The 13,599-nt window shown below is 60.8% G+C and carries 14 protein-coding genes; 5 read left to right on the top strand and 9 right to left on the bottom strand.

From position 1 onward, the window contains the following. A complete protein-coding gene (fghA, locus tag ACSJLU_RS07625) occupies positions 1 to 843 on the top strand; it encodes an S-formylglutathione hydrolase (protein WP_015377214.1) in 843 nt (280 codons plus the stop codon). A 39-nt stretch (positions 844 to 882) separates the two neighbouring features. Here fghA and ACSJLU_RS07620 read toward each other — a convergent pair whose 3' ends face one another. From ACSJLU_RS07620 to ACSJLU_RS07585, 8 genes are all read right to left on the bottom strand, one after another. Next, positions 883 to 1,191, bottom strand: a complete 309-nt coding sequence (locus tag ACSJLU_RS07620) for a CcdB family protein (RefSeq protein ID WP_025302144.1) — start codon at positions 1,189 to 1,191, stop codon at positions 883 to 885. Positions 1,192 to 1,193: 2 nt separating this feature from the next. After that, a complete protein-coding gene (locus tag ACSJLU_RS07615; protein WP_079449478.1) occupies positions 1,194 to 1,436 on the bottom strand; it encodes a type II toxin-antitoxin system CcdA family antitoxin in 243 nt (80 codons plus the stop codon). 81 nt (positions 1,437 to 1,517) lie between these two features. Next, complete coding sequence (gsiD, locus tag ACSJLU_RS07610; RefSeq protein WP_169540348.1) at positions 1,518 to 2,426, bottom strand: glutathione ABC transporter permease GsiD; 909 nt, start codon at positions 2,424 to 2,426, stop codon at positions 1,518 to 1,520. A 9-nt stretch (positions 2,427 to 2,435) separates the two neighbouring features. Further along, positions 2,436 to 3,356, bottom strand: coding sequence for a glutathione ABC transporter permease GsiC (gsiC, locus tag ACSJLU_RS07605; protein WP_025302141.1), 921 nt, complete (start codon positions 3,354 to 3,356; stop codon positions 2,436 to 2,438). Positions 3,357 to 3,408: 52 nt separating this feature from the next. Next, on the bottom strand, positions 3,409 to 4,944 hold the full coding sequence (gsiB, locus tag ACSJLU_RS07600) for a glutathione ABC transporter substrate-binding protein GsiB (RefSeq protein ID WP_025302140.1): 1,536 nt from the start codon (positions 4,942 to 4,944) through the stop codon (positions 3,409 to 3,411). 23 nt (positions 4,945 to 4,967) lie between these two features. After that, positions 4,968 to 6,842 (bottom strand): dipeptide ABC transporter ATP-binding protein, encoded by a 1,875-nt coding sequence (locus ACSJLU_RS07595; RefSeq protein ID WP_148123262.1) that lies wholly within the window; start codon positions 6,840 to 6,842, stop codon positions 4,968 to 4,970. A 19-nt stretch (positions 6,843 to 6,861) separates the two neighbouring features. Continuing rightward, positions 6,862 to 7,818: an isoaspartyl peptidase/L-asparaginase family protein gene (locus tag ACSJLU_RS07590; protein WP_025302138.1), complete on the bottom strand. Its 957-nt coding sequence runs from the start codon at positions 7,816 to 7,818 to the stop codon at positions 6,862 to 6,864. Positions 7,819 to 8,174: 356 nt separating this feature from the next. Then, on the bottom strand, positions 8,175 to 8,711 hold the full coding sequence (locus ACSJLU_RS07585) for a DUF924 family protein (RefSeq protein WP_049295271.1): 537 nt from the start codon (positions 8,709 to 8,711) through the stop codon (positions 8,175 to 8,177). A 157-nt stretch (positions 8,712 to 8,868) separates the two neighbouring features. On the opposite strand from ACSJLU_RS07585, the gene moeA reads away from it, so the two are divergent. Both moeA and moeB read left to right on the top strand, forming a co-directional pair. After that, entirely contained in the window at positions 8,869 to 10,107 is a 1,239-nt protein-coding gene (gene moeA / locus ACSJLU_RS07580) for a molybdopterin molybdotransferase MoeA (protein WP_049295270.1), read from the top strand. 2 nt (positions 10,108 to 10,109) lie between these two features. Continuing rightward, positions 10,110 to 10,865: a molybdopterin-synthase adenylyltransferase MoeB gene (gene moeB / locus ACSJLU_RS07575; protein ID WP_049295269.1), complete on the top strand. Its 756-nt coding sequence runs from the start codon at positions 10,110 to 10,112 to the stop codon at positions 10,863 to 10,865. A 51-nt stretch (positions 10,866 to 10,916) separates the two neighbouring features. Here moeB and ACSJLU_RS07570 read toward each other — a convergent pair whose 3' ends face one another. Further along, positions 10,917 to 12,509, bottom strand: a complete 1,593-nt coding sequence (locus tag ACSJLU_RS07570) for an ABC-F family ATPase (RefSeq protein ID WP_025302134.1) — start codon at positions 12,507 to 12,509, stop codon at positions 10,917 to 10,919. A 180-nt stretch (positions 12,510 to 12,689) separates the two neighbouring features. Here ACSJLU_RS07570 and ACSJLU_RS07565 point away from each other — a divergent pair, with 180 nt between their 5' ends. Continuing rightward, on the top strand, positions 12,690 to 13,334 hold the full coding sequence (locus ACSJLU_RS07565) for a hypothetical protein (RefSeq protein ID WP_260515310.1): 645 nt from the start codon (positions 12,690 to 12,692) through the stop codon (positions 13,332 to 13,334). Further along, positions 13,331 to 13,546: a hypothetical protein gene (locus ACSJLU_RS07560; RefSeq protein WP_025302132.1), complete on the top strand. Its 216-nt coding sequence runs from the start codon at positions 13,331 to 13,333 to the stop codon at positions 13,544 to 13,546. The genes ACSJLU_RS07565 and ACSJLU_RS07560 overlap by 4 nt, the downstream gene beginning before the upstream one ends. Positions 13,547 to 13,599: the final 53 nt, after the last annotated feature.

The following is a 13,599-nucleotide window of genomic DNA, read 5'->3' as shown; positions in this document are numbered from 1 at the left end:
ATGACGCTGTCATTGGAACTTCTCGAAGAGCACCGCATGTTCGGCGGCTGGCAACAGCGTTATCGCCACGCGGCGCAGAGCCTGAATTGCAACATGACATTCAGCATCTACCTGCCGCCGCCGCGCGATGACAACCCGCCGCCGGTGCTGTACTGGCTGTCGGGGCTGACCTGCAACGACGAGAACTTCACGTTGAAAGCCGGCGCGCAGCGCATCGCCGCCGAGCTGGGCCTGGTGCTGGTGATGCCGGATACCAGCCCGCGCGGTGACGAGGTGCCGAACGACGAAGGTTACGATCTGGGCCAGGGCGCCGGGTTCTACCTGAACGCCACCCAGGCGCCGTGGGATCGCCACTTCCGCATGTACGACTACATCAGCGCCGAACTGCCGGCGCTGATCGAACAGCACTTCAGCGTCAGCGATCGTCAGTCGATCTTCGGCCACTCGATGGGCGGCCACGGCGCGCTGATGATGGCATTTCGCAATCCGCAGCGCTTCCGCTCGGTATCGGCGTTCGCGCCGATCGTCAACCCGTGCCAGGTGCCGTGGGGCCGCAAGGCGTTCACCGCCTATCTGGGCAGCGACGAGAGCCAGTGGCTGCAGTACGACAGCTGCCATCTGCTGGCCAGCGGCGCGGAAAAAATGCCGGTCCTGATCGACCAGGGCGATGACGACCAGTTCCTGGCCGATCAGCTGCAGCCGGCGCGGCTGGCCGAGCTGGCGCGCCAGCGCGACTGGCCGCTGACGCTGCGCATTCAGCCGGGGTACGATCACAGCTACTTCACCATCGCCACCTTCGTGGAAGATCACCTGCGCTTCCACGCCGAGCACCTGTTCCGCTAATAAAAAAATCCGGGCGGTTATTAACCCGTCCGGATTTATTCAAAAGCCATCAATCAGAAAATCGATAGCGGCTTTAATTTGATTCCTGTGCTCATTGACATTACCAACGGCCTTCCCAATCTGCGAAATACGTACGGCAGCCATCTCATGCGTCATAACAAGAAACTTTTCGCCGTTGACCTCAATCTCCGGGCATAAACGTGCAGAAATTTTAACCCTGACGTTATCCAAAGCATAAAGGGGGATCATTAACCGGGTCGAGAGGACATCAATAAGATCGCTTTGAACGTCCAGTAAGTAGGGATAGGCTGATGCCGGATACGTATTGTCATATACGGTAAATTGCATATTTAAAATGTCCGATATTCATCAGACAACAAACCATTTTCTTCAGTGATACGATTAAGTTCTTCTAACGCCGCGCGATTTTGCTCGCGCCACTGTTGAATCTCAATATCCCTGACGCGGACGCTCAATGCGTCCGTCAATACGGATGACACATTGACGCCCAGGGATTTTGCGCGCTGGAAAAGATCGCGATCGATGGTTACGTTGACTGTCTTTTTCGTCACATTGCTATTTGCCATATCCATACCTCATCCCTGTAATATACACGGGTCAAATTTTCATCAATTATACTCGTAAAACAGGGGTATGCCAATTCAGCGATGCCCTCACCCCTTCAATTTGGGATCGAGCGCGTCGCGCAATCCGTCGCCCAACAGGTTGAACGCCAGCACGGTGATGAATATCGCCAGGCTGGGGAAGATCGCCACGTGCGGCGCGATCACCATATCGGCGCGCGCTTCGTTGAGCATCGCCCCCCACTCCGGCGTCGGCGGCTGGGCGCCCAGGCCCAAAAACGACAGGCTGGCGGCGGTGATGATCGAGGTGCCGATGCGCAGGGTGAAATAGACCACGATCGAAGACAGGGTGCCTGGCAGGATGTGCCGCAGGATGATGGTCCAGTCCGAGGCGCCGATGCTGCGCGCCGACTCGATATAGGTCAGGTGCTTCAGCACCAGCGTATTGCCGCGCACCAGGCGGGCGAAGGCCGGAATGCTAAAGATCGCCACCGCGACGATCACGTTGGCCATGCCGCTGCCCATGATCGCCACCACGCCGATCGCCAGCAAAATGCCGGGAAACGCGAACAGCACGTCGCAGACGCGCATGGTGAGGCGATCCCACCAGCCTTCATAGTAACCGGCCAGCAGCCCCAGCAGGGTGCCGATCGCCCCGCCCGCCAGCACCGAGAACACCCCGGCCGCCAGCGAAATGCGCGCGCCCATCAGGATGCGGCTGAAAATATCGCGTCCGAGGGAATCCACCCCCAGCCAGTGCATCAGCGAAGGCCCTTCGTTCAGCCGGTCGTAATCGAAATAGTTTTCCGCATCGAACGGCGCCAGATAAGGCGCCAGCAGCGCCGCCGCAATCAGCAGCAGCACCAACAGGCCGGCGACCAGCGCCGCCCGCTGGCGGCGAAAACGCCGCCAAAACTCGCCCCACGGCGTGCGTACCGCGTTGGGGTCGATAAGCGGCATCGCCTTCAGTGCGGCGTTGCGCCGCCAATGCTTAATCATGCCGCCTCCTCATTGGTAACGAATCGCCGGGTTGATCGCCGCGTACAACATATCCACCAGCAGGTTGATCAGGATGAACTCCAGCGAGAACAGCAGCACCTCGGCCTGGATCACCGGGTAATCGCGCATCTCCACCGAGTCCACCAGCAAGCGCCCCAGCCCCGGCCAGTTGAACACCTTCTCCACCACGATCGAACCGCCGAGCAGGAAGCCGAACTGCAGCCCCATCATGGTCACTACCGGGATCATCGCGTTGCGCAGGCCGTGCTTCATCACCACCACGCTTTCCCGCACGCCCTTGGCGCGCGCGGTGCGCATGTAGTCCTCCTGCAACACCTCGACGAACGAAGCGCGGGTAAAACGCGCCATCACCGCCGCCACCGCCGCCCCCAAGGTGATAGAAGGCAGAATGTAGTGCCGCCAGCTGTCGGCGCCCACCGTCGGCAGCCACCCCAGCTCGACCGAGAACACCTGCATCAGCAGCATGCCGAGCGCAAAGGCCGGGAACGAGATCCCCGATACCGCCAGCGTCATGCCGAGACGATCCGGCCAACGGTTACGCCACACCGCCGACACCACGCCGATCGCCAGGCCGAACGCTACCGCCCACAGCATGCTGGCGACGGTCAGCCAGAAGGTCGGCATAAAGCGCGAGGCGATCTCTTCGCTCACCGGGCGCTTGGACACCATCGAGATGCCGAAGTCGCCCCGCAGCGCGTTGACGAAAAAGTGCGCGAACTGCTGCGGCAGCGGCTTATCCAACCCCAGATCCTTGCGCACCAGCTGCACCACCGCCTCGTCGGCCTCCGGCCCCGCCGCCAGCCGCGCCGGATCACCCGGCAGCAGGTGGACGAACAGGAACACCAGCACCGCCACGATCAGCAGCGTCGGGATCAGGCCCAGCAGTCGTTTCAGAAAATAATTGAGCATCTCATTCCTTCCCCCACCTGCCGCCGTCTGGCCGCAGGCGGGGATGGGCGCCTTATTTCAGATCGGCGTTATCAAAGTTGAACGAGGTATCCGGCATCACGTAGAAGCCGCTCAGCTGTTTGCTGTTGGCCGACAACAGACGTTCGGTTGCCAGGAAGATCCAGGGCGCGTCGGCCCAGATGCGATCCTGTGCATCCTGATACAGTTTCTGCTTCTCGGCGCGATCGGTGGTCGCCAGCGCGTCGGTCAGATCCTTGTCCACCTGCGGGTTGCTGTAGAACGCGGTGTTGAACTGCTTCGGCGGCGCCGCCTGGGTGGAGAACAGCGGCGACAGCGCCCAGTCCGCTTCCCCGGTCGAGGCCGACCAGCCGGTGTAGAACAGCCGCACGCCGGTGTCTTTCACCCCGACGCTCTCCACCTGCGCCGCGCGCTGCCCGGCATCCATCGCCGTCACCGTCACTTTCACCCCCACCTGCGCCAGCTGCTGTTGGGTGAACTGCAGCACTTTCTGCGCGGTGCTGTGGTTGTGGGACGACCACAGCGTGGTGGTGAAGCCGTTCGGGTAGCCGGCCTCTTTCAACAGCTCGCGCGCCTTGGCCGGATCGTACGGCCACGGCTTGTAGCGGGCGGCGAAATCGATGGCCGGGGGCACCGGCCCTTCCGCCGGCACCGCATAACCGGCGAACGCCACCTTGATCAGCGCGTCCTTGTTAATCGCGTAGTTGAGCGCCTGGCGCACCTTCGGGTTGTCGAACGGCTTTTGAGTGACGTTCATGCTGATGTAACGCTGCAGGATCGACGGCGCAGCCACCACGTCCAGCTTGGCGTTGCCCTCCAGCACCTTGGCCTGCTCGTAAGGGATCGGGAAGGCGAAGGTCGCCTCGCCGGTCTGCAGCATCGCCGCGCGGGTGTTGTTATCCACCACCGGGCGCCAGGTGATGCTGTCGAGCTTCGGCAGTCCCGGCTGCCAGTAGCCGTCGAACTTCTTCACCTTGACGAAATCGGTCTGGTTCCAGGTCACGAACTGATACGGCCCGGTGCCGACCGGGTGGAAACCGATCTCTTTGCCGTATTGCTTCAGCGCCGCCGGGGAGATGATCGCCGCCGCCGGGTGCGCCAGATTGTTGACGAACGCCGAGAACGGCGCCTTCAGCACGATCTTCACCGTATTGGCGTCCACCGCCTCGGTTTTGTCGATCATCTTGAACAGGTTGTAGCGCTTGAGGTGGCTGTCCGGGTTACTGGCGCGATCGAGGTTGGCCTTCACCGCCTCGGCGTTGAACGCGGTGCCGTCGTGGAATTTAATGCCCTGACGCAGTTTGACGGTATAGGTCAGGCCATCTTTGCTGACCTCATAGCTGTCCGCCAGCACGTTCACCAGCTTCATGTCCTTGTCGAAGCCGAACAACCCCTGATAGAAAGACTTGGCCACCGCCTGCGACAACGTGTCGTTGGCGTCGTAAGGATCAAGAGTGGTGAAATTGGACGCCACGGCAATCACCGCGTCCTTCGCCGCCCAAACCGGGCCGGTTCCCGCCGCCAGCAGTATGGCGGCCAACAGCGCATTGCGTTTGAATGTGTGCTTCATGTCGCTTGTCTCTCCTGAGGTCTTTAAAAAGCACCGGCGATCGGGTGGCGGGCGACAAAGTGCCCGGCGCCAACCTGCACCAGCGGTGCGGTAACGGGTTCATCGCCCAGTGCGCGCACTGGGCTCGGGATCTCATCGGCCGGCAGCGGCTGCCGTTTGTGGGCATGAGCGGGATCGGCTACCGGCACCGCCGCCATCAGCTTGCGGGTATAGGGGTGCTGCGGATTGTCGAATACCGCCTGCCGCGGGCCGATCTCGACAATTTGTCCGAGGTACATCACCGCCACCCGGTGGCTGATACGCTCCACCACCGCCATGTCGTGTGAAATGAACAGAAAAGCAATGCCGAACTCGCGCTGCAGATCGAGCAGCAGATTGACGATCTGCGCCTGAATCGACACGTCCAGCGCCGAGACCGCTTCATCGGCGATCACCACTTTCGGGTTCAGCGCCAGCGCGCGCGCGATGCAGATGCGTTGGCGCTGGCCGCCGGAAAATTCGTGCGGATAGCGGCGCGCATGCTCCGGCTGCAGACCGACGCGTTCCAGCAGCCAAGCCACCCGCCGTTCCGCCTCACGGCCGCGCATCACGTTGTGCACCAACAGCGGCTCCATGATGGAGAAACCGACCGTCAGGCGCGGATCGAGCGAGGCGTAAGGATCTTGAAAGATGAACTGAATATCGCGCCGCAGATGCTGCAGCGCCGACCCCTTCAATTGGTCTATCCGCCGCCCGGCGAAGGTGATGGTGCCGCTCTGGCTGTCCACCAGCTTCAGCAAAGCGCGCCCGGTGGTGGACTTACCGCAGCCAGACTCGCCCACCAGCCCCAGCGTCTCGCCAGGGTAAAGATCGAAACTGACGTTTTCTACCGCGTGCACCCGGCGAGTGACCCGATTGAACAACCCGCCGCGCAGATCAAAACGCGTGACCAGATGCTCCACCCGCAGGATCGGCGCAGCGTCTGGCGGCACGGTATCCTGCGGCGCCGTATCCCCCTCGCCATCCGCCAGCAGAAACTTCGCCGGCAGCGGCCGATCGGCCATCTCCCCCAGCTTCGGCACCGCCGCCAGCAGCGCCCGGGTATAGGCCTGTTGCGGCGCGGCGAATAATTCACGCACTCGATTCTGTTCCACCTGCTCGCCGCGGCGCATCACCAGCACCCGGTCGGCTATCTCTGCCACCACGCCCATGTCGTGAGTGATGAAGATCACCCCCATCTGCATCTCCTGTTGCAGCACGCGGATCAGCTGCAGGATCTGCGCCTGAATGGTGACGTCGAGGGCGGTAGTGGGTTCATCGGCAATCAGCAACGCCGGCTTGCAAGAGAGCGCCATAGCGATCATCACCCGCTGGCGCATGCCGCCGGAAAGCTGATGCGGGTAGCGCCCCAGCACCTCTTTGGCCTCCGGAATGCGCACCAGATCGAGCATGCGCAGCGCCTCCTGACGCGCGCTGCGGTGGTCCATGCCCTGATGCAGGCGCAGCGATTCGGCGATCTGCTCGCCGACCGGAAATACCGGGTTGAGCGAGGTCATCGGCTCCTGGAAGATCATCGCCATGTCGGCGCCACGCACCGTGCGCAGCGTGCTCTGCGAGGCATGCGCCAGCTCGAGCAACGCGCCGTCGCGCCGGCGCAGCGTCATGGCGCCGCTGACGATGCGCCCACCGCCCTGCTCCACCAGCCGCATCAGTCCCAGTGAAGTCACCGATTTGCCAGAGCCGGACTCACCGACGATCGCCAGCGTCTCGCCGCGATCGAGATCGAACGACAGGTTGCGCACCGCTTCCACGGCGCCGTCCGCTTGAGGAAAACGGATGCTCAGATCGCGCACCGTCAGCACCCGCTGCGGCGGCAATGACAACCCGTCGCCGGCGGGCCGGAATGAAACGTCGGTCATACACCCTCCCGGTGAACGCTTAGCGATAAATCCCGACGGACGGCGCATCGCCGACATAACCAAAACCACGATACATCCCCTCGCAGTTAAACGGCAGCGCGATATTGCCGTGGCGATCGACGGCGATCATGCCGCCGCTGCCACCCAGTGCAGGCAGCTTCTCCATCACCACCCGATCGCTGGCCGCCTGCAGGCTGAGGCCGCCGTATTCGATCAGGGCGGAGACGTCATAGGCCGCCACGCCGCGCATGAAGATCTCGCCAGTGCCGGTGCTGGAGACCGCCACGGTGGCGTTGTTGGCATAGCAACCGGCGCCGATAATCGGCGTGTCGCCCACTCGCCCTGCCTGCTTGTTGGTCATGCCGCCGGTGGAGGTGGCGGCGGCAAGGTTGCCCAGCGCATCCAGCGCCACCGCGCCGACGGTGCCGAATTTGCGATCGGGATCGAGCGGATCGCCGGCCTGTGCCGCGCCGTCGTGATCGAGCAATACCCGGCCCTGCTCCGCCTGGGCGCGGTGCAGCTGATCAAAGCGTTCTTGGGTAAAGAAGAAGTCGGGGGTAACCATTTCCAGGCCGTGGGCGGCGGCAAACTTCTCGGCGCCTTCGGCGGCAAACAGCACGTGTTCGCTGTTTTCCAGCACCGCGCGCGCCGCCAGCACCGGGTTGCGGATATGGCTGACGCCAGCGACAGCGCCGGCGTCGCAGGTGCGGCCGTCCATCACGCAGGCATCCAGTTCGTGGGTGCCCTGATGGGTAAACACCGAGCCTTTGCCGGCGTTGAACAGCGGGCACTCTTCGAGCAGCCGCACCGCTTCGGTCACCGCATCCAGCGCGCTGCCGCCCTGTGCCAATACCGCCTGCCCGGCGGCCACGATCTCGGACAGCGCCTGGATATACTGCCGTTCTTTTTCCGCACTCAGCGCCGCCCGGGTAATTGCGCCCGCGCCGCCATGAATGGCAATCACTGGTTTGCTCATTTGCCTGACACCCTGTGTTAATCCCGCCGTTGCGCAGCGAATAAGCTGAGCGCGGTATCATTATTATTCAGTCTTTTCGACTCTATTTAGTCCTACAGTGGAAGTACAGCATAACGTCCACGTCCCGCTTTTAGCGTAGCGCGCTTAGACCATTTCGCACCTTGAAATAGCTTATTGGAATAAAAACAGCAGGTTATAAAAAGCAGTAAACCGCTGATAGTGCGGCTGGGATTATTGGTAATTTCGCGAGAGGAAATAGCGGTAGAGCGTAATGAAATAAACGTTCGCGCTGAGTCACGCTTATTGCGGCGCCCGGCCTGCTGTTTTTACCCGGCCGGGCGCAGATAATCCAACGATTAAAAACCCGAGCCGGGCTGCCGTAAAAAGGCCTCTTCTTCCGGCGTGCTGGTGCGCCCCAATATCGCATTGCGATGCGGGTAGCGGCCGAAACGATCGATGATCGCCTTATGCCGCAGCTCGAACTCCAACTGGTCACCGTTATTGAGCTCGGTATACAGCACCAGCGCCTGCTGGTGGATCAGCGGCGATTCCGAATGCATGAACGGTAGATAGAGAAAACCTCGCTGCTCGCGGCTCAGCCGTTCGCACTCCCCGCTGCGGATCGCCTCCTGCGCCAGGACCAGCGCCATGCCGTCGCAGGCGAACGACTGCGGCGTGCCGCGAAACAGGTTGCGGCTGAACTGATCGAGCACGATCACCTCCGCCAGGCGCCCTTCGATGGTGTCGCGCCAGTGCGCCAGCTCTCCCGCCGCCGCCGCCCGCCAGATTTCGCCAAAACGGCTGTGCAGCAGACGATCGAAATCGTCGTCCTTTTTGAACCACATCACCGGTTCGATCTCGTCGAACCAGAACTCGATAACCTGTTTATGCATCATGATTCTCCTCTGTTTTACCCAGTTTATACCCGTTCGCGCTTCCGGCGCAGTGCGAAAGATGGCGGGCATAACCCGTTCTCCCCCCCGGCGTTCTCTGCCATAATACCCGCACTTTGTCGCTATCAATGCGCACCCTGATTACGGAGTTCCCCTTATGGATCATTGCCATACTTCCGATCTCATCTCCCTGGAGCAAGCGCTGGAAAAAATGCTCGGGCAGATCGCCCCGCTGCAGCAGACCGAATCCGTCGCCCTGACCGCCGCCGCCGGCCGCATCACCGCCGCCCCGGTGGTCTCGCCGCTCGACGTGCCGCCGTTCGCTAACTCGGCGATGGACGGCTATGCGGTGCGCCTCGCCGATCTGGCGGCCAATGCGCCGCTGCCGGTCGCCGGGAAAGCCTTCGCCGGCACGCCGTTCGACGGCCAATGGCCGGCCAACAGCTGCGTGCGCATCATGACCGGCGCGCCGATCCCGGCCGGGGCGGACGCGGTGGTCATGCAGGAACAGGCCGAAGTGAGCGACCAGGGCGTGCGTTTTACCGCCCCGGTAGAAGCCGGCCAGAATATCCGTTTGGCGGGTGAAGACATTCGCCAAGGCGCCAGCGTGTTGCCGGCCGGCGTGAAGCTGGGCGCCGCGCAGCTGCCGCTGCTGGCCTCGCTCGGGGTCGCCGAAGTGCAGGTGATGCGTAAGCTGAAGGTCGCGGTGTTCTCCACCGGCGACGAACTGCAGCCGGTCGGCCAGCCGCTGCAGGCGGGCCAGATCTATGATACCAACCGCTTCGCGGTACGCCTGATGCTGGAGCAACTGGGCTGCGACGTGCTCGATCTCGGCATTATCCGCGACGATCGCGATGCGCTGCGCGCCGCCTTCGAACAAGCGGACAGCCAGGCCGACGTGGTGATCAGCAGCGGCGGCGTCTCGGTCGGCGAGGCCGACTATACCAAACAGATGCTGGACGAGCTGGGCCAGGTCAGCTTCTGGAAGCTGGCGATCAAACCCGGCAAACCGTTCGCCTTCGGCAAACTGGGCCACGCCTGGTTCTGCGGCCTGCCGGGCAACCCGGTTTCCGCCGCCCTGACCTTCTACCAACTGGTGCAACCGCTGCTGGCGAAGCTGGCCGGTCACAGTGACTGGCGCCTGCCGCCGCGCCTGCGCGCACGGGCGCTAACCCCGCTGAAGAAATCGCCGGGCCGCCTCGATTTTCAGCGCGGCGTGTTCAGCAGCAACGCCGCGGGTGAACTGGAGGTCAGCACTACCGGCCACCAGGGCTCGCACGTCTTCAGCTCCTACAGCCAGGGCAACTGTTTCATCGTGCTGGAACGCGAACGCGGTTCGGTGGCGGTAGGCGAAACGGTGGAGATCGAGCCGTTCAACGCCCTGCTGAGGAGCTGAACATGCTGCCGGAATTGACCGACGCCGAAGCGCTGCGCTACAACCGCCAGATCGTGCTGCGCGGCTTTGACTTCGACGGCCAGGAGAAGCTGAAGGCCGCCCGCGTGCTGATCGCCGGGCTGGGCGGGCTGGGCTGCGCCGCCGCGCCATATCTGGCGGCGGCCGGCGTCGGCCATCTGGTGCTGGTGGATTTCGACACCGTCTCGCTCTCCAACCTGCAGCGCCAGATCCTGCACCGCGACGATCGCATCGGCCAGAGCAAAGTCGCCTCCGCCAGGCAGGAACTGAGCGCCATCAATCCGCATATTCGCATCGACGCCATCGACGGCCGTCTGGAAGATGACGCGATCGCGGCAGAGATCGCCGCCTGCGATCTGGTGCTCGACTGCACCGACAACGTGGCGGCGCGCGACGCCCTGAATCGCCTGTGCCACGCACAGCGCAAGCCGCTGGTTTCCGGCGCGGCGATCCGTATGGAAGGCCAGCTCAGCGTATTCACCTATCAGCCGGGCGAGCCCTGCTACCGCTGCCTGAGCCGGCTGTTCGGCGACAGCGCCCTCACCTGCGTCGAAGCGGGCGTGATGGCCCCGCTGGTCGGTACTATCGGTACCCTGCAGGCGATGGAAGCCATCAAGCTGCTGGCCGACTATGGTCAGCCGCTGCGCGGCAAGCTGTTGATGTTCGATGCGATGAGCATGCAGTTCCGCGAGATGAAGCTGCCGAAGGATCCACACTGCGAAGTGTGCGGCGGGGCGTGACGGATAAAAAAAGGGCGGGATAATTCCCGCCCTGATGCGTTACCGCGAGGGTTACACGATGCCCTGGCTGCGCAGATAGTCTTCGTAGTTGCCGGTAAAGTCGATCACCTTGTTCGGGGTGATTTCCAGAATCCGGGTCGCCAGCGAGCTGACGAACTCACGGTCGTGGGAGACGAAGATCAGCGTGCCTTCGTACATCTCCAGCGCCATGTTCAGCGATTCGATGGATTCCATATCCAGGTGGTTGGTCGGTTCGTCCATCACCAGAATATTCGGGCGCTGCATCATCAGCTTGCCGAACAGCATGCGGCCCTTCTCGCCACCGGACAGCACCTTCACGCGCTTCTTGATGTCGTCCTGGCTAAACAGCAAACGGCCCAGCACGCTGCGCACCGCCTGCTCGTCGTCTTTTTCCTGCTTCCACTGGCTCATCCAGTCGAACACGGTCAGGGTGTCGTCGAACTCGTATTCGTGATCCTGCGCGTAATAACCGATACGGGCATTTTCCGACCACTTCACGGTGCCGCTGTCCGGCTGCGCGTCGCCCACCAGCGTTTTCAGCAGGGTGGTTTTACCGATGCCGTTGGCACCCAGCACCGCGACCTTCTCGCCCACTTCCACCATCAGGTTCAGCTTGTTGAACAGCGGGCCTTCGTCGAAGCCCTTGGTGAGCGCTTCCACTTCCAATGCGTTACGGAACAGCTTTTTGTCCTGCTCGAAACGGATGAACGGGTTCTGGCGGCTGGAGGCTTTCACCTCTTCCAGCTGGATCTTGTCGATCTGGCGGGCGCGCGACGTGGCCTGCTTGGATTTGGAGGCGTTGGCGCTAAAGCGGCTGACGAACGATTGCAGCTCGCTGATCTGCGCTTTCTTCTTAGCGTTGTCCGCCATCAAACGCTCACGCGCCTGGGTGGCGGCGGTCATGTATTCGTCGTAGTTGCCCGGGTAGACGCGCAGCTCGCCGTAGTCTAGATCCGCCATGTGGGTGCAGACCATGTTCAGGAAGTGACGGTCGTGCGAGATGATGATCATGGTGCTGTTGCGTTCGTTCAGCACCTGCTCCAGCCAACGAATGGTGTCGATGTCCAGGTTGTTGGTTGGTTCGTCGAGCAACAGGATTTCCGGATCGGAGAACAGCGCCTGCGCCAGCAACACGCGCAGCTTGAAGCCCGGCGCGATTTCGCTCATCGGGCCATAGTGCTGTTCCACCGGAATGCCCACGCCAAGCAGCAGTTCACCGGCACGCGCTTCGGCGGTATAACCGTCCATTTCGCCGTAGGCCACTTCCAGGTCGGCTACTTTATAGCCGTCTTCTTCGCTCATCTCCGCCAATGCGTAGATGCGGTCGCGCTCTTCCTTCACCGCCCACAGTTCGGTGTGACCCATGATCACGGTGTCCAGCACGCTGTACTGCTCGAAGGCGAACTGATCCTGACGCAGTTTACCCAGGCGCTCGTTCGGATCGAGGAACACGTTGCCGCCGCTCGGCACCAGATCGCCGCCGAGGATTTTCATAAAGGTGGACTTGCCGCAGCCGTTGGCGCCGATCAGGCCGTAACGGTTGCCGCCGCCGAATTTAACAGAGATGTTTTCAAACAACGGCTTACTGCCGAACTGCATGGTGATGTTGTTAGTGCTTAACACAGCGCTCGCTCTTTATACATAGGGAATGTGATTTGGCGCGCATTATGCCACAACGGGGTGCAGAGATCGCGGGAAGTTTCGGTGACATTTTGAGCGTCAGGCTGGTGCCGTTTGCCGGTGGGCATTGGCTTGCGTAAAAAAAGTCTGCTCGATTCGCGCTTCATATTGAAAAGGATTTCTATGAAAAGCGCAAAGCAGATAGCCAACGACATGGCGGATGCCGTAAACATTGACAGCAATTTAGTGCGCGGGTTTGCACAAGGTTTTATCAGCGTACCGGTCGATTTCTACTACCTGGGCTACGACTATATTGATACTGAAAACATATGGTTAAACTCGCAAGATAAAGAGCGATTTATCAGACTCATCAAGTCAGGCCTGGCCAATAAAGCAAGCATCGAGAAAGTGGCTCATATCTTCATCGAAAACTTCGCCAGTAAGGTCAAGTTTGAAGATGTTAAGGACATGACCATAAGAACATCAGGCAAACTCATCGGCAAATTCGCCTTTAATCAGTTAGCCACCGCAAACATGGGATATATATTCTCTAAACAAATCATCCCACGGCTTGTCTCCGGTGTTGCCGTTGGCTCAATTCTCACCGCTGGGGCAAGCATATCACGCTCTGTCTATACATCACGCGACTTGAGGGCAAGAAACTCACGGATGTATGATCAACTCAGACGCCTGGGAAACCTCGATCTGCTGTACTTTCTGTTAGAAAACAAAGTCCGACCATTCGAGGATGCCGTCTCGGTTTGGGAAAGAGATCGAAAGAAATTCAACCAAATTTGTCAGTACTTTTTTGCAAAGGTTAACGTATGAAGAACTTTATGCTGGCGGCTTTATCCAGAATTATTCAGGGCATTGGGTGCGGCGTTGTGGCCCTCTCGCTGTTAGCCATTGTCTGGTTCATGTTTTATTCCGACGATAGTTTTAAGTATCTGTGGGTTGCGACCTCCATAGCTGGAATTTTCTTAGGGTATTTCATTTTCAGGTTTGCGGTTAAAAAAATACACGACGGAAGCCCTGATTAAATAACATTGTGTTCAATTGAGCAGCAGATCACTCAGTCCAAAGAAACTCGCGT

This window comes from Serratia bockelmannii (assembly GCF_051803255.1).
Lineage (GTDB): Bacteria > Pseudomonadota > Gammaproteobacteria > Enterobacterales > Enterobacteriaceae > Serratia > Serratia bockelmannii.
This window is presented reverse-complemented; position numbering and strand designations above follow the sequence as displayed.

Bases quoted from the DNA above. Each gene is read 5' to 3' on its own strand.
- fghA (WP_015377214.1), top strand. From the start codon at position 1: ATGACGCTGTCATTGGAACTTCTCGAAGAGCACCGCATGTTCGGCGGC.
- ACSJLU_RS07620 (WP_025302144.1), bottom strand. From the start codon at position 1,191: ATGCAATTTACCGTATATGACAATACGTATCCGGCATCAGCCTATCCC.
- ACSJLU_RS07615 (WP_079449478.1), bottom strand. From the start codon at position 1,436: ATGGATATGGCAAATAGCAATGTGACGAAAAAGACAGTCAACGTAACC.
- gsiD (WP_169540348.1), bottom strand. From the start codon at position 2,426: ATGATTAAGCATTGGCGGCGCAACGCCGCACTGAAGGCGATGCCGCTT.
- gsiC (WP_025302141.1), bottom strand. From the start codon at position 3,356: ATGCTCAATTATTTTCTGAAACGACTGCTGGGCCTGATCCCGACGCTG.
- gsiB (WP_025302140.1), bottom strand. From the start codon at position 4,944: ATGAAGCACACATTCAAACGCAATGCGCTGTTGGCCGCCATACTGCTG.
- ACSJLU_RS07595 (WP_148123262.1), bottom strand. From the start codon at position 6,842: ATGACCGACGTTTCATTCCGGCCCGCCGGCGACGGGTTGTCATTGCCG.
- ACSJLU_RS07590 (WP_025302138.1), bottom strand. From the start codon at position 7,818: ATGAGCAAACCAGTGATTGCCATTCATGGCGGCGCGGGCGCAATTACC.
- ACSJLU_RS07585 (WP_049295271.1), bottom strand. From the start codon at position 8,711: ATGCATAAACAGGTTATCGAGTTCTGGTTCGACGAGATCGAACCGGTG.
- moeA (WP_049295270.1), top strand. From the start codon at position 8,869: ATGGATCATTGCCATACTTCCGATCTCATCTCCCTGGAGCAAGCGCTG.
- moeB (WP_049295269.1), top strand. From the start codon at position 10,110: ATGCTGCCGGAATTGACCGACGCCGAAGCGCTGCGCTACAACCGCCAG.
- ACSJLU_RS07565 (WP_260515310.1), top strand. From the start codon at position 12,690: ATGAAAAGCGCAAAGCAGATAGCCAACGACATGGCGGATGCCGTAAAC.
- ACSJLU_RS07560 (WP_025302132.1), top strand. From the start codon at position 13,331: ATGAAGAACTTTATGCTGGCGGCTTTATCCAGAATTATTCAGGGCATT.